We start from the raw sequence: 13,819 nt of genomic DNA, 5'->3' as shown, positions 1-13,819 counted from the left end.
CCCCGTACTGGACGTACTTGGGCTTTCGGCCGGTGCGGCGAGAGTGCGTGCCGGGCACCGCGACGCCGCGGACCTCCGTCAGACACCCCCTAGACGGCCCAGGACCGGTCCGCGGGCCCGCTGGCGTTCGCGGGCGGTGAAGAAGCCGGCCGCAGGCGCACGCAGCAGTGGTTGGGGCTGGGCTCCAGGCATGCCTGGAGGCCGTTCTCGTCGAGCCCTTTCAGCACACCGCGGAGCAGGTGGAGGTTCATGCCGCAGACGGTCTGGGTGTGGTCGCGTGCGAGGGCGTGGAAAGGACAGTTGCCCAGGACGATGGCGTCGCCGTCGTAGCGGGGTTCGAACCCGTTGTCCTCCAGAAGATCCACGAGGTCCGTCCGCTCCTGCGCGGCGAGCTGTGCGCCGAGCTCGTGGGCCTTGCGGTGCAGGACCGCCCGCACCGGCTCGTCGGTGGCCTCGGATTCCTCCAGGGCCTGGGCGAGCAGCCGTCCGGCCAGTTCGTAGTGCCGCTCGGGCAGGCTGACGGCCACTTCCGTGCCGGAGCGCTTGTAGAGCTTGGCGGGCCGGCCCGCTCCCGGACCAGTGCGGCCGCTGCGCCGCTCGTAGACGACATCGAGCAGTGATGCGTCCGCCAGGCGGTCCAGGTGGAAGGCCGCGGTCTTGCGCGCGAGGCCGAGGGCCTCGGCGGCTTCGTCGCGACTGACCGGCCCCGGCTGGCGCACGACGTGGTCGTACAGCCTCCGTCGGGTCGGCTCGTCCAAGGCGGCGACGGCGGAGACATCGGGGCGGGGTGCTTCCTCCGGGTGGTCCATGAGCCCAGTGTAAAACCCAAAGCCATTGACTAAAGAAGGTCCGCGCGCTTCTATTGACAGTGAAAGTTGCCGATAGAAAGAAGGGCGTCATGTCGTCCTCAACCACAACCACCACGTCCGCCACCTCCCGGCGGGCCGCGCTGGCCGACCCCGGCTACCAGGCGTTCGTCATCCTGCGCGCCGGTTTCACGGTGGCGCCGATCCTGTTCGGGCTGGACAAGTTCTCCAACCTCCTCGTCGACTGGCCCGCCTACCTCGCGCCGTGGATCAACGACCTCGCTCCGGGCAGCGCCCAAGCAGCCATGTACGCAGTCGGCGTCGTCGAGATCGTCGCGGGCCTCGCCGTCGCCCTCGCCCCCCGTTTCGGAGGCTGGCTGGTCGCCGGATGGCTCGCCGGCATCATCGTCAACCTGCTGACCATCCCCGGGCACTACGACGTCGCGCTGCGTGACTTCGGGCTCCTGCTCGGCGCGGTCGCGCTCGCCCGGCTCGCCCAGCGCTACCACGGCAAGCAGCCGTCCCACTGACGGGGCGGGCAGCAGCGGCAGCAAAAAAGTGACGAGGCGGGCGGACCCCATCGGCCCACCCGCCTTGCCCGGGCCGCCCGGCAGGTTGCTCCTTCCGGCTCGCCGAATCCCCCGCCCGCACCGGCAGCCTTCCGCAGGGTGCGCAGCTACGGGCCCGGCACCGCCGTGGTCACCGTCCTCGCCCCCATCGGCTACGGAGTGGTCGTCGGCGGTTCACCCTGACGCCCTGACCTCGGGGCTGTCCGCAGCGGCCGCTACCGCGAGCCGCCGTGGCGGCCGGCGGCCCGGCCGGGAGCACCGGGGGCCGACGCCTCCCGGGGCGCCGCCGGGTCCTCCCCCTGCGTGTCGGCCCGCCGGGAGGCGGCGGCCGCGAGGGCGATCACCAGTGCGGTGACGATCAGGGCAGCCGCGGCGGCGAAGGTGATCCGCATCCCGGTGGCGACGGCCTCGGGGTGCGCGGTGGCCACGTCGGCCGTCGCCGAGGCGAGGGCGAACACGGCGCCCATGACGGACGCCCCGCTGACGAGGCCGAGGTTGCGCGACAGGTTGAGCATGCCGGAGACCACCCCGCGCCGGTCCGCGGGGACGTCGGCCATCACTGCGGTGTTGTTGGCCGCCTGGAACACCGCGTATCCCGCCGTGATGACGACCACGGGCGCCACGTACCCGGCGACGCCGAACCGCTCCGGCAGGACGGACAGGGCGGTGGCCCCGGCCGCCATGGCGATGAGCCCGGCGACGGTCATACGGGGCGCGCCGAAGCGGTCCGCGCCACGGCCGGCCGGTACGCCGGTGAGGGCGGCGACGAGCGGACCCACCGACAGGACGAGTCCGACGAGGGCCTCGCGCAGCCCGAGGGTACGAGCGAGGTAGAAGGGTCCGACCACCAGCGTCGTCATCATGACCGTCGAGACGAGGGCGCTCGCGGCGAGTCCCCCGCCGAGCCGCGGGTCGCGGAGCGTCCGCAGCCGGATCAGCGGGGCCGCGGCCCGCGCCTCCACGCGCGCGAAGAGGCCGGCTCCGCAGGCGGCGGCGACGAGCAGGGCCGCGTTGAGCGTTCCGAACCCGCCGCGCCCCAGGGTCATGGCGAGCGCGTACGCCGCGAGGGTCAACGCGAGCAGCAGCGTGCCGGCATGGTCGAAGCGGACCCGGTCGGCCGTGGGCCCGGACCGGTCGGCGGGGAGGTGGCGGTGGGCGAGCAGCAGGGTCAGGAGGCCGAGGGGGACGTTGACCAGGAAGAGCGCCCGCCAGCCGAATCCGGCGATCAGGACTCCGCCGAGGGAGGGACCGAGTGCGGTGCCGATGGCGGACATCGTGCCGAGGAGCCCCATGGCGCTGCCGGTCTTCGCCTTCGGGACGGTCTCCCCGACGAACGCCATGGTGAGGGCCATCATGACGGCCGCTCCGAGGCCCTGCGCCGCGCGGGCGGCGATCAGCAGCGGGAGCGTGGGGGCGACGCCGCACAGGACGGACGCGGCGGTGAACAGGAGGATGCCTGCCAGGAGCAGCCGCCGGCGGCCGAGGACGTCACCGAGCCGGCCGGCGCTGACGATCAGTGCGGTGATGGCGAGGAGGTAGGCGAGGACGATCCACTGGACCTCCTGGAAGGAGGCGCCGAAGGCCTCTGCCAGCGTCGGCAGGCCGACGTTGGCGATGCTGGTGCCGAGCGAGGACAGCAGCACGGAGAGCGAGAGGGCGGCGAGCGCGCGGCGCACCGCGGGTCTCGGCGGGGCCACGCGGGCGGACGGTTCGCTGGTGCGGTGTGGTCTCATGCGCAGGAGCGTGCGCGTACACCCCGACACCGGCAAAGATTTTTGCCGTTTTCGCGAAAAGGGAGAGCCCTGCGGTGCGGTCCCCCCGGTCCGCACCGCACGGCATCTGACGAGCCTTCAGGGCCGCTTCCGCTCTGCCTGCGCGAGCGGCGTCCCCCGTCCGTACGTGTCGAGCCGGAACCGCCGGTAGTTGGGCGTCGGCCCCGGACCTCGGGCCCTGGGCCCCGGCGCAGCCCTACTGGCAGACCGGCGGATCCGGATACGAACATCCCGGGTACGTGTCGCCCTCGTACGTGATGCCGCCTTCCATCCGCTGGTCGCAGACGGGGCAGTAGACGACGAAGTGCGGGTTCACACGGAGGAAGGCCGAGTTCTTCAGCTCGAAGATCGCCTTCACGGAGTCCAGGCCGTGCTCACGGATTCCCTGCTCGAGGAAGTCGTACGCACCGAAGGTGTGGCCGGACTTGCAGTCGAAGGCGCCGAACCGGAAGGAGCCGATGTCCCCGAGTCCCAGCTCGGACTCGATCTTCGCCTTCTCCTCGTCCGACACCGGTTCGAGTCTGGACGCCTTGACCCGCTCGGGCGTCCAGTGCGCGTCCCTCAGCAGCCGGGACTGCTCGCGGGACAGGAAGAAGGAAGCGCTTCTGCCGCTGCTGATCGTCTCCTGAACGAGGGTCACGACGGCCGCGTCGTCCGCCGAGAAGACGGCCTTCCCCTCCCCGACGAGGGCTTCGACATGGTCCAGCAGAGTTCTGTCCACGACACGTCCTTCCGGGTCCGCACCCTGAATCCGATCCTGTGGTCGCGGACAACTATCGGGGTCGGGCGCCCTGTTCGGCGGGCGCCACACGGCAGCCGCACCCGCCCGGCCCAAGGGGAACCGGTTCAGCGGCCGTCGGCGGCGAGGGTCGCGGCGGCCGCGAAGAGGCGGGCGCAGCGCTGCGTCATGGCCTGCGGGGTCTGCTCCGGGTGCTTGACCCACCAGCGGACGAGGGTGGCGACCAGGTCCCGCCAGACGTACTTGAGCGCGTCGGCGTCCAGCGGGTCGGTGGATCCGGCCGCGTGCAGCAGTTCGGCGGTGCCGCCCGCGGCGAGCCGGTCGATGGCCGACCAGTACTCCGCGGCGCGGCGCGCGGCCTCGCCGCCGGGCGGCAGGGTGGTGTCGTACAGGACGAACCACGCCTCCCGCTGCCCCTCCAGCGCGGTGAAGATGCTGTCCAGCACGCGCAGCGGCGTGTGCGGCGTGGTCCCGTCCGGGCCCATCGCGGTACGGATCGTGTCCAGGAGGCGGTCCCCGACGGGGACCAGGCAGGCGAGGTAGAGGTCCTCCTTGGTGCCGACGTACTGGTGCAGCAGCGTCTTGGTGACGCCGACGCGCGCGGCGATGGCGGGGAGCGACGCGGCGGCGTAGCCGTGGGCGCCGAACTCCGCCGTGGCGGCGTCCAGCATCTGCTGCCGGCGGTGGTGCCGCGGGACTCCCTTGGTGCCGGCCTTCGAAGGAGGGGTTGCCATGAGCCGATATTATCAGTAGGTAATTTACCTCACGGTAAATTACCTCGACCCCTGGAGCGCCTCCATGGCCGGCACCACCCCGCAGCCGACGTCCCGCACCCGCTCCTGGTGGGGCTGGGGCTGGACGGACGCGCAGCCCGACGACGCGGAATGCGCCGCGATGGGCGCCCTCCTCCCCGGCACCCTCAGCCGCCCGCTCCCCGTGCCCCGCGTGCGCGACCTGCACATCGCGAGCCCCGCCGCCCAGCCCCCGCGCAGCCTCGCCCACCTGGTCGGCGACGACCCCGAGGACCGCGCCGCCCACGCCATGGGAAAGGCGTACCGCGACGTCGTACGGGCGCTGCGCGGGCGCCCCGGCCGCATCCCCGACCTCGTCGCCCGGCCCGCCGACGAACGGGAGGTCGCCGACCTGCTGGACTGGGCCGGTGACCGGCAGATCGCCGTCGTCCCGTACGGCGGGGGCTCTTCGGTCACCGGCGGCGTGGAGTACCGCGGCGACGCCCACCGGGCGGTGGTGTCCCTCGACCTGACCCGCATGGGCCGGGTCCTGGAGGTCGACGTCGAGGGGCGGGCCGCGCGCATCCAGGCCGGCACGCTCGGGCCGAGCCTGGAGGACCAGCTGCGGCCCCACGGCCTGACCCTGCGGCACTTCCCGCAGAGCTTCGAGTTCTCCACCCTCGGCGGCTGGCTCGCCACCCGGGCCGGCGGCCATTACGCCACCGGCCGCACGCACATCGACGACTTCGTGCAGGCGATGCGGGTGGTCACCCCGGCCGGGACGAGCAGTTCCTGGCGGCTGCCCGCCTCCGGGGCGGGTCCCTCCCCCGACCGCCTGTTCCTCGGCTCCGAAGGCGCCCTCGGCATCATCACCGAGGCGTGGGTCCGCCTGCAGGAGCGCCCCCGCCACAAGGCGTCCGCCGCGGTCGCCTTCGCCGACTTCCACGACGCGCTCCGGGCGGTGCGCGCCCTGGCCCAGTCCGACCTGTCCCCCGCCAACTGCCGTCTGCTGGACGCCGGTGAGGCGGCCCTGTCCGGCGCGGCCCGGGACGGCTGCGCCGTGCTGGTGCTCGGGTTCGAGTCGGCGGACGAACCGGTGACCGCCCGGCTTGAACGGGCCGTGGGCCTGGCTCGCGCGCACGGCGGCCGGTCCGGCGGGAGCGCCGTGCCGCAGGAGGCCGGGGCGGCCACGGACGGGTCCCCGGCCGGTGACGCCGCCGTGGGCGCCTGGCGTGCGGCGTTCCTGCGGATGCCGTACCTTCGCGACGGCCTGGCCAGGATGGGCGCCGTCGCGGAGACCTTCGAGACGGCGGCCACCTGGGACCGGATCCCCGGCCTGATCGAGGCGGTGCGCACCGAGGTCGGTGCGGCGGCCCTCAAGGCCACCGGACACCCGGCGACCGTCAACTGCCGTCTGACCCACGTCTACCCGGACGGAGCGGCCCCCTACTTCACCGTTCTGGCCGCCGGGCGGCCCGGGGACGAGGTCGCCCTCTGGGACGACCTGAAGGCCGTCGCGGGCGAGGTCCTGCACCGCCACCGGGCCACCATCACTCACCACCATGCCGTCGGCCGGGACCACCGCCCGGGTTACGACCGGCAGCGCCCCGAGCCCTTCGCCCTCGCGCTGCGGGCCGCGAAGGGGGCGCTCGATCCGGCGGGCATCCTCAACCCCGGGGTGCTGGTGGACTGACCAGGGCCGCGTACGGGGCCTGCGGCGCCGGCCCGGGTCAGCGGGCTGCGGGGTGGATCTCCCGCAGGGCGGCCCGCCCCGCCGCGCGGTGCTCGGCGGCCCCGGCCGGATCGGTCGGGTCCAGCATCGCCGCGATCCCCTCGTGGGCCAGCGCCTCCTCGTACCGGTATCCCAGCCTCGGGGCCAGCTCCAGCGCCTGCCGGTGCAGCCGCAGGGCTTCGTCGGGCAGGCCCGCGAGCCGACAGGTCTCGGCGTAGCCGTTGAGGAAACGGATCTTCCAGTGCTCCTCGAACAGGGCGTCCAGCAGCGCGAACGCCTCGCGGTGGCGGGCCAGCGCCTCTTCGTACCGGCCCATGCGCCGCAGCGCGACGCCCAGGCAGTTGAGGGCCCACGCCTCGTTGTTCACGTGCCCGTCCTCGCGGGCCAGGGCCAGTGCCCGGTGCAGGTGTTCCACCGCCTCCTCGGGCGCCTCGTCCGCGAGGGCCACGCCGAGGGTGATCCGGGCCGTCAGCGTCGGCGGCCATGCCGGGTCGGCGTGGGGGACGTCCAGCACCTCGCGGGCCCGGCGCGCCGCCTGGTCGCGGTGCCCGAGCTGCAGCATCGCCCAGGCCTCCGAGGCGGCCGCATGGGCCGCGCCGGCCGGGCAGCCCGCCTGCTCGTACAACGTGGCGGCCAGCCCGAAGAGTTCGAGCGGCTCCTCGGCACTGCCCTCGTCCCAGCGCAGATAGCCGCGCCGCACGGCCAGTTCGGCTTCCGAGCGGACGTCCCCCGTCCGGGACACCTGCAGGGCGGCCGCCTCGTACGCGGCTGCGGCGTCGGCCGTCCGGCCCGCGTTGTAGCGGGCGAAGCCCAGGTCGCTGTAGGCCTCGGCCAGTTGCCGCGGATCGCCGAGGCGCTCCGCGGCGGCCAGCGAGCGCTCGAAGAGGTGGTTGAGGTGGGTCGTGCCGCAGCGCCGGGCGAAGTACGCCCGCAGGAAGCGCGGCAGCTCGCACACGTGGACGTCGGCCCCGACGGCGGCCGCCGTCTCGAAGGCGGCGATCATCGATTCGTACTCCGCGACCAGCCAGGCGAGGGCCGCGTTCTTGTCAGCGAACCGCGGCAGTTCGGCCGGGGGCCGGCCCGCGGAGGGCGTCCGGCCGGGCGACAGGACCGGCATCGCGGCGTCCGCCGCGGCCGCCGCGTGGACGTAGTAGTCGAGGAAGCGGCTCAGCGCCCGTTCCCGCTCGGCGGGCGGGTCCTGCTCGGCGCAGGCCCGGCGGGCGTGCTGGTGCACCAGGTCGTGCAGCCGGTAGCGGCCGGCCGTCGGCTGCTGGACGAGGTGGGCGTCGACCAGGTCCTCCAGCATCTCCTGTGCGCCGTGCAGCGGCACGTCCGCCAGGGCGGCCGCCAGGTACGCGTCGAAGGACCCGCCGGGCAGCAGGCCCAGCATCCGGAACAGGCGGGCGTGGGCCCGGTCCAGCTGCTTGACGGACATGGCGAACGCGGTGTCGAACTCGCTCGCGCCCTGCCCCAGGCGCTCGACGAGGATGCCCACGGTCCAGCCCGGCCGGTGGCGCAGCCGGGCAGCGGCCAGCCGCAGGGCCAGGGGCAGGTGGCCGCACAGCCGCAGCACCTCCGCGGCGGACTCCGGTTCCCGGGCCAGCCGCCCCTCGGGGCCGCCGGGGTCGCCGCTGGCACGGGCCAGCAGCTCCGCGCTCTCCCGAGGGCTCAGCACGTCCAGCGACACCGGGGGTACCTCGTCCAGGCCCAGCAGCCGGTTGCGGCTCGTGATCAGGACGACGGAGGGGCCCGCGCCCGGCAGCAGCGGCCGGACCTGAGCGGCGTCGGCGGCGTTGTCGAGGACGACGACGGCCCGCCGCCCGGCCAGTTCCGCCCGCCAGCAGGCGGCCAGTTGCTCGACGCCCTCCTGCGGGACCTTCTCGGACGGGACGTCGAGCGCGCCGAGCAGCATCCGCAGCGCGGAGTCGGGGTCGAGCGGTTCGCGGCCCTCGGTGAAGCCGTGCAGGTCCACGTAGAGCTGGGCGTCCGGGTAGGCGGCGGACAGCCGGTGCGCGGCGTGCACCGCCAGGCAGGTCTTGCCGACGCCCGCCATGCCGTCGACGGCAACCGCCCGGTGGGTGTCCACCGCGTCGAGCACGGCGGCGAGCCCGGCCTCGCGTCCGGTGAAGTCGGGAACGTCGCGGGGCAGGTCGTTGCGGGGTCTGGGCGGGACCTGGCGGCTGGCCTTCGGGGGTGCCGGCAAGGGGTTCGACGACCGTTCCCACAAGGGGCGCAGCGGGCGCGGGTCGCGCTTGACGAGGCGGCAGAGGGCGACCACCGCGGGCCAGGGCGGCACGGTCTGGCCGCTGAGGTAGCGCGAGAGCGAGGAGGAGCTGAGGCCGGCGTCCCGCGCGAGGGCCCGCACGCCGAGACCGGACAACTCCTGGATCAGGCGCAGCCGGGCCGACAGCTCGTCCTGCGGGTCCCCCTTCGCCGTCCGCTGTTCCACGTCCACCGTTCCCCCGTCTCCCCTGTCCCGACGCGGCAGGAGTATTCCGGCGCAAGTACGGCCTGGTCAAGGACGGTTGGCCTGTCCCAGGGCGTCCCACGGACGTCGTCACGGAACGCCGCAGCGGCTGTCATGGAGTCACACCCCCGGGAGAACGGGGCAGCGAACGAATGAAGGAGCAGACCCCATGCAGTCTCGTATGCAGTCTCGTATGCAGAACCCCGCCGTCGTCCTGTCCGGCGCGATGCAGCCCATCCAGGAGCTCTTCAAGGCCGTGCACAGCGGCGGGGTGGACGGGCAGACCCTGGAGCTGGTGCACCTGCGGGTCAGCCAGATCAACGGCTGCAGCGCCTGCGTCGACGGCGGCGCCAAGTCGGCCCGCAAGGCCGGAGTGAGCGACGAGCGGCTGGCCGCGGTGGCCGCCTGGCGCGAGGCCCCGTACTTCACCGAGGAGGAGCGGGCGGCCCTCACGCTGGCCGAGGCCGCGACGCGGCTGGCCGACCGCCCCGACGCGGTGAGCGACGAGGTCTGGGACACCGCCGCCACCTACTTCGACGAGAAGCAGCTGGCCGCGATCGTCCTGATGATCGGGGTCACCAACCTGTTCAACCGGCTCAACGCCACGACCCGCCAGATCGCCGGTGCATGGGGATGACCCTCCTCTAGCCTCACAATTCCGACAATATTGCACATAAGGCCTCACATCAGAAGGAGCCCGCCATGAAGAACACGCAGAAGCCCGCCCCGCGGACCGCCGCGACCGCCCCGGCCCGCGAGCGGTTCACGGAGGAGGAGCGCGGCGCCATGAAGGAGCGGGCCCAGGAGCTGAAGGCCTCCGCGCGGCGCGGGTCGCGCGCCGACAAGGCGGCCGAGGACGAAGCGGCCGTGCTCGCGAAGATCGCCGAGATGCCGGACCCGGACCGGGTCATGGCCGAGCGGCTCCATGCGATCGTGAAGGCCGCTGCGCCGGACCTCGCGCCGAAGCTCTGGTACGGGATGCCCTCGTACGCCAAGGACGGCAAGGTGGTCTGCTTCTTCCAGAGCGCGCAGAAGTTCAACACCCGGTACGCGACCCTCGGCTTCAGCGACAAGGCCCGCCTCGACGAGGGCACCATGTGGGCGACCTCCTACGCCCTGACGGAGCTGACCCCCGCCGACGAGGCGCGGATCGGAGCGCTCGTGAAGCAGGCCGCGGGCTGACCGGCGCGCGAGGGCGTCAGGTACGGGAGCGGCCGCGGAGGTCGACGTGCTGGACGCCGCGTCACACCCGTGCTGGAACCGCCTCCACGGGGTATCCGCGGGGTATGGAAACCTCTTCGGATCGGCCGGGCGGCTCGCGGCGCCCGGGGTGGGGGCGGATCGCCGTCGGCCTGGCGGTGGCCGTGGCGGTGATCGTGCTCGCGGGGCGCTTCGGCCTGGTTCAGGGATTCGGCGGCCTCTTCGGCGAGGACACGCGGGACCGCTCGGGTCCTGCGCTGCTCAAGTCGATCCAGGACATGGACCGTTACGAGGCGGCCGTCGGCAACTTCCAGGTGGTCGTGGACCTGGAGAAGGACGCGGCGTTCCTGCCGGACGCGATCCGCGGAACCCGCACCCTGTACGTGGGCGCGGGGACGGTCGGCGGCTACGTCGACCTGGGCGGGCTGGGCGAACGGAACGTGACGGTGAACGAGGACCGCACCAAGGCCTCGATCAGGCTGCCGCACGCGGTCCTGGGCACGGCGGCCCTCGACCCGGACCGTTCCTACGCGGTGGCCAAGGAGCGCGGCCTGCTGGACCGGCTCGGCGATCTGTTCTCCGACAACCCGGCCGGTGAGCAGGCCGTGCAGAAGCTCGCCGTGCAGCACATCGGCGAAGCGGCCCGCGACAGCGGCCTCGCCGAGCGCGCCGAGAAGAACACCACGTCGATGCTGGAGGGCCTGTTGGGCTCGCTGGGATTCGCCGAGGTGACCGTCACGTACGGCTGAGCCGGGCGGGGTCCTCCCGGACGGCCGCCAGGACGAACGAGTGCCCCGCCGGGTCGCTGTACCGGCGCAGTGTCGTGCGGTTGTCCAGCCGGGTGCCGTCCTCCTCGGCCGCCACCGGGCGCGCCCCGAGGGCCACCGCCTCCCGCTCGGCTTCGTCCAGGGCGTCCGCCGCCACCAGGATCCGCAGGTGGACCTGCTGGGAGTCCTCCGGCAGGGGCCAGCTCGGCGTCGGCCGCTGCGGATCGCGTCGGATGCCGAGCACCACACCGGTCCGGCCGGTGACGAGGAACAGCTCCCCGTCGTCGGTCGCCGGACCCGCCGTGGCGCCGAGCAGCTGGGCGTAGAACCGGGCCAAGGGCTCGGGTTCGGAGCAGTTCAGGACGAGCACGCTTGTCTTGGGTACGGTCATGTATCCCATGTGCCCTGCGTCGTCGCCCGTACACGCGCCGCAGCCTCGGCGGAGCGCGGGTCCGCCGGGCCCACCAGGACGCGGGGCAGTGCGTCCGGGTGCTTCTCGGCGAGCCAGGCGATCAGCTGCTCCCGTACGGCGCACCGGACCGTCCACAGGTCGTCGGCGTCCTTGGCCGTGACGATGGCCCGCACCACCATGGTGGACGGTGTCGTCTCCGTGACGGCGAGGTCCCAGCCGCGGCCGTCCCATTCGCGGCAGTGGTTCAGGATTTCGTGGACCTTCTCGCGCATGAGGTCGACGGGCGCGCTGTGGTCGCAGTGGAGGAAGACGGTGCCGGTCATCTGCACACCGCCGCGGGACCAGTTCTCGAAGGGGCGGGTGGTGAAGTACGACACGGGCATGGTGAGCCGGCGTTCGTCCCAGGTGCGGACGGCGAGGAAGGTCAGGGTGATGTCCTCGACCACCCCCCACTCGCCCGCGACCACGACCGTGTCGCCTATGCGCACCATGTCGCCGAAGGCGATCTGGAAGCCCGCGAAGAGGTTGCCGAGGGTGGACTGGGCCGCGACGCCGGCCACGATGCCGATGATGCCCGCGGAGGCGAGCAGGGAGGTGCCGAGCGCGCGGAAGCCGGGGAAGGTCAGGAGCATCGCCGCGGCCGCGACGACGGTCACGACGACGGTCACGACCCGCATGATCAGCGTCACCTGGGTGCGGACGCGGCGCACCCGGGCCGGGTCGCGGGTACCCGTGGCGTAGCGGGCGTACCCGGATTCGACGACGGCGGAGGCCACCGCCACGATCAGCCAGGCCCCCGCCCCGATCAGGGCGAGCGTGAGGATCCGGCCCACGGTGGCGGCGTTGTCGCGCAGGGGCGGCCAGGCGATCTGCCGGTGGGCGCCCCTGAGCAGAGCGGCGAGCAGCACGATCTGCAGGGCGCGGCGGCAACGGCGCAGCAGGTGCCACAGGGGCGTCTCGGGGTGTCGTACGTCGGCCCGGCGCAGCAGCAGGTCGGCGGCCCATCCGGCCACGACGGTGGCGAGGATCGAGCCGCCCAGGACGATCGGCAGGAGAAGAGCGCTGTTCATGTCCCCTCAGCGGATGTAGACGGCATGGACCTCCCCCGCCTGCCCGCGCGGGAGGAGCTGACACACGGGGGACGCATGGGGCACGGTCCCCGCGGCCGCCATCGGGCCCGGGCCCCGCATGGGGTCCTGCGGGGCGGGTAGCCGCGCCGCGAGACGTCCTCACGGACGCCCCGCACCGGGGTGCGGGGCCGGCGATGACACGGAAGACGACACGGAAGGGGTGCACATGTCGCACGTCGAGGAGTATGTCGAGGTCAACGTCCCGGTGCGCACGGCCTACAACCAGTGGACGCAGTTCGAAGAGTTCCCCGCCTTCATGGAAGGGGTCTTACGCATCGACCAGCGCACGGACACGCTCACCCACTGGGTGACCAACGTGAACGGTGTGCAGCGCGAGTTCGACGCGCAGATCACCGAACAGCTGCCGGACCGGCGCGTCGCGTGGATGACGGTCGACGGGGAGGCGCGCCAGGCCGGGCTCGTCACGTTCCAGCCGATCGACGCGACCACCACCAGGGTGGCCCTGCACATGAACTGGGTCCCCGACGGTCTGGTCGAGACGGCGGCCGACAAGCTCGGCTTCGTCAAGCGCCAGATCATGGGTGATCTGAAGCGGTTCAAGCTGTTCATCGAGGCGCGCGGGATCGAGACCGGAGCCTGGCGCGGCGAGGTCTGAGCCCCGACCGGGAGACGGGCAGCGCAGGACGGTCCGGTCTTCAAGGGGGTTACCCGCCGAAGGGAACCGGAATCCCTCGGCATCTCGGCCAAGTTGGCCGTACACCCCCTCCAGCTCCCCGCAGTGACGTTCCATCACCCCTGTACGGGGGCACCCGCGTGGTGCCGTGGTTCGTCTACCGAGGAGAGCACACGATGACGAAGGTCCTCGTCCTGCACAGCGTCAGCCTGGTCAGGTCGGCGCTGGCCGCCCTGCTGAGATCGGAGGGGTCCTTCGAGGTCACCACGTCCGGCTGGCGGACCGCGGTGCGCCAGGCCGAGTCCTTACGGCCGGACGTGACGGTCGTCGACTTCGACTGTCCGGGGACGACGGCCGTTCTGGCCGACAACGGACGCCCGGACGGCCAGGTCCTCGCGCCCCCCTCCCCTGTACTCGTCCTGGCCTCGACCGGAGCGCCCGGGTCGCTGCACCGCGCCTTCCGGGCCGAGGCCCGCGGCTACGTCGACAAGGACGGCTCACCGGGCCGCCTGGTACGGGCCGTCCGGAAGGTCGCCGCGGGGGAACGCTTCATCGACGCCTCGCTGGCCTCGGCCTTCATGGAGGCCGATCCCGTCCCGCTGAGCCCACGCGAACTGAGCGTGCTGGCCCGGGCCGCGGAGGGCGATTCCATCGCCGAGATCGCCCGCACCCTGCACCTGGCCAGCGGAACGGTGCGCAACTACATGGCCGCGGCGACCCGCAAGACCGGCGCGCGCAATCTCATAGACGCCATCCGGATCTCCCGGCGGGCCGGCTGGGTCTAGGCCGCGGCCGCCGCGCACGGGCCCTGACACGGGCCCGGGCACGGGCCCGGGCCCGGGCACGGGCACGGGGGCCGC

The 13,819-nt window shown here is 73.2% G+C and carries 14 protein-coding genes; 7 read left to right on the top strand and 7 right to left on the bottom strand.

Annotated features, from left to right (window positions below; all coding sequences use genetic code 11):
- Positions 1–89: 89 nt before the first annotated feature.
- A complete protein-coding gene (locus AB0D44_RS07495; protein WP_362585810.1) occupies positions 90–809 on the bottom strand; it encodes a helix-turn-helix domain-containing protein in 720 nt (239 codons plus the stop codon).
- An 89-nt stretch (positions 810–898) separates the two neighbouring features.
- On the opposite strand from AB0D44_RS07495, the gene AB0D44_RS07490 reads away from it, so the two are divergent.
- The gene (locus tag AB0D44_RS07490) at positions 899–1,336 is read left to right on the top strand and encodes a hypothetical protein (protein WP_362585807.1); all 438 of its coding nucleotides are present in this window, start codon (positions 899–901) and stop codon (positions 1,334–1,336) included.
- A 254-nt stretch (positions 1,337–1,590) separates the two neighbouring features.
- Here the strand turns inward: AB0D44_RS07490 and AB0D44_RS07485 are convergent, their stop codons facing one another.
- From AB0D44_RS07485 to AB0D44_RS07475, 3 genes are all read right to left on the bottom strand, one after another.
- The gene (locus tag AB0D44_RS07485) at positions 1,591–3,108 is read right to left on the bottom strand and encodes an MFS transporter (protein ID WP_362585804.1); all 1,518 of its coding nucleotides are present in this window, start codon (positions 3,106–3,108) and stop codon (positions 1,591–1,593) included.
- Positions 3,109–3,343: 235 nt separating this feature from the next.
- A complete protein-coding gene (locus tag AB0D44_RS07480; protein WP_362585801.1) occupies positions 3,344–3,868 on the bottom strand; it encodes a hypothetical protein in 525 nt (174 codons plus the stop codon).
- Between the two features lie 125 nt (positions 3,869–3,993).
- Positions 3,994–4,620: a TetR/AcrR family transcriptional regulator gene (locus tag AB0D44_RS07475; protein ID WP_362585798.1), complete on the bottom strand. Its 627-nt coding sequence runs from the start codon at positions 4,618–4,620 to the stop codon at positions 3,994–3,996.
- 64 nt (positions 4,621–4,684) lie between these two features.
- Between AB0D44_RS07475 and AB0D44_RS07470 the strand changes: the two genes are divergently transcribed.
- Positions 4,685–6,310, top strand: coding sequence for an FAD-binding oxidoreductase (locus AB0D44_RS07470; protein WP_362585795.1), 1,626 nt, complete (start codon positions 4,685–4,687; stop codon positions 6,308–6,310).
- Between the two features lie 37 nt (positions 6,311–6,347).
- Here AB0D44_RS07470 and AB0D44_RS07465 read toward each other — a convergent pair whose 3' ends face one another.
- Positions 6,348–8,798: a tetratricopeptide repeat protein gene (locus AB0D44_RS07465; RefSeq protein ID WP_362585792.1), complete on the bottom strand. Its 2,451-nt coding sequence runs from the start codon at positions 8,796–8,798 to the stop codon at positions 6,348–6,350.
- Between the two features lie 199 nt (positions 8,799–8,997).
- Between AB0D44_RS07465 and AB0D44_RS07460 the strand changes: the two genes are divergently transcribed.
- From AB0D44_RS07460 to AB0D44_RS07450, 3 genes are all read left to right on the top strand, one after another.
- Positions 8,998–9,453, top strand: a complete 456-nt coding sequence (locus AB0D44_RS07460; protein WP_362585835.1) for a carboxymuconolactone decarboxylase family protein — start codon at positions 8,998–9,000, stop codon at positions 9,451–9,453.
- A gap of 65 nt (positions 9,454–9,518) precedes the next feature.
- The gene (locus AB0D44_RS07455; protein WP_362585789.1) at positions 9,519–9,998 is read left to right on the top strand and encodes a DUF1801 domain-containing protein; all 480 of its coding nucleotides are present in this window, start codon (positions 9,519–9,521) and stop codon (positions 9,996–9,998) included.
- A 104-nt stretch (positions 9,999–10,102) separates the two neighbouring features.
- Positions 10,103–10,765, top strand: coding sequence for a DUF4230 domain-containing protein (locus AB0D44_RS07450; RefSeq protein WP_362585786.1), 663 nt, complete (start codon positions 10,103–10,105; stop codon positions 10,763–10,765).
- Here AB0D44_RS07450 and AB0D44_RS07445 read toward each other — a convergent pair.
- The gene (locus AB0D44_RS07445; RefSeq protein ID WP_362585783.1) at positions 10,752–11,174 is read right to left on the bottom strand and encodes a VOC family protein; all 423 of its coding nucleotides are present in this window, start codon (positions 11,172–11,174) and stop codon (positions 10,752–10,754) included. The genes AB0D44_RS07450 and AB0D44_RS07445 overlap by 14 nt on opposite strands.
- On the bottom strand, positions 11,171–12,265 hold the full coding sequence (locus AB0D44_RS07440) for a mechanosensitive ion channel domain-containing protein (RefSeq protein ID WP_362585780.1): 1,095 nt from the start codon (positions 12,263–12,265) through the stop codon (positions 11,171–11,173). The genes AB0D44_RS07445 and AB0D44_RS07440 overlap by 4 nt, the downstream gene beginning before the upstream one ends.
- A 226-nt stretch (positions 12,266–12,491) precedes the next feature.
- Between AB0D44_RS07440 and AB0D44_RS07435 the strand changes: the two genes are divergently transcribed.
- Entirely contained in the window at positions 12,492–12,941 is a 450-nt protein-coding gene (locus AB0D44_RS07435; RefSeq protein WP_362585777.1) for an SRPBCC family protein, read from the top strand.
- Between the two features lie 194 nt (positions 12,942–13,135).
- The gene (locus AB0D44_RS07430; protein WP_362585775.1) at positions 13,136–13,744 is read left to right on the top strand and encodes a response regulator transcription factor; all 609 of its coding nucleotides are present in this window, start codon (positions 13,136–13,138) and stop codon (positions 13,742–13,744) included.
- Positions 13,745–13,819 lie beyond the last annotated feature (75 nt).

Source organism: Streptomyces sp. NPDC048349, assembly GCF_040651925.1.
In the GTDB taxonomy this organism is placed as follows: domain Bacteria; phylum Actinomycetota; class Actinomycetes; order Streptomycetales; family Streptomycetaceae; genus Streptomyces.
The sequence above is the reverse complement of the archived record's forward strand: the minus strand, read 5'-3'. Positions and strand labels throughout refer to the sequence as shown.

Bases quoted from the DNA above. Each gene is read 5' to 3' on its own strand.
- AB0D44_RS07495 (WP_362585810.1), bottom strand. From the start codon at position 809: ATGGACCACCCGGAGGAAGCACCCCGCCCCGATGTCTCCGCCGTCGCC.
- AB0D44_RS07435 (WP_362585777.1), top strand. From the start codon at position 12,492: ATGTCGCACGTCGAGGAGTATGTCGAGGTCAACGTCCCGGTGCGCACG.
- AB0D44_RS07430 (WP_362585775.1), top strand. From the start codon at position 13,136: ATGACGAAGGTCCTCGTCCTGCACAGCGTCAGCCTGGTCAGGTCGGCG.
- AB0D44_RS07490 (WP_362585807.1), top strand. From the start codon at position 899: ATGTCGTCCTCAACCACAACCACCACGTCCGCCACCTCCCGGCGGGCC.
- AB0D44_RS07450 (WP_362585786.1), top strand. From the start codon at position 10,103: ATGGAAACCTCTTCGGATCGGCCGGGCGGCTCGCGGCGCCCGGGGTGG.
- AB0D44_RS07475 (WP_362585798.1), bottom strand. From the start codon at position 4,620: ATGGCAACCCCTCCTTCGAAGGCCGGCACCAAGGGAGTCCCGCGGCAC.
- AB0D44_RS07470 (WP_362585795.1), top strand. From the start codon at position 4,685: ATGGCCGGCACCACCCCGCAGCCGACGTCCCGCACCCGCTCCTGGTGG.
- AB0D44_RS07485 (WP_362585804.1), bottom strand. From the start codon at position 3,108: ATGAGACCACACCGCACCAGCGAACCGTCCGCCCGCGTGGCCCCGCCG.
- AB0D44_RS07460 (WP_362585835.1), top strand. From the start codon at position 8,998: ATGCAGTCTCGTATGCAGAACCCCGCCGTCGTCCTGTCCGGCGCGATG.
- AB0D44_RS07440 (WP_362585780.1), bottom strand. From the start codon at position 12,265: ATGAACAGCGCTCTTCTCCTGCCGATCGTCCTGGGCGGCTCGATCCTC.
- AB0D44_RS07455 (WP_362585789.1), top strand. From the start codon at position 9,519: ATGAAGAACACGCAGAAGCCCGCCCCGCGGACCGCCGCGACCGCCCCG.
- AB0D44_RS07445 (WP_362585783.1), bottom strand. From the start codon at position 11,174: ATGACCGTACCCAAGACAAGCGTGCTCGTCCTGAACTGCTCCGAACCC.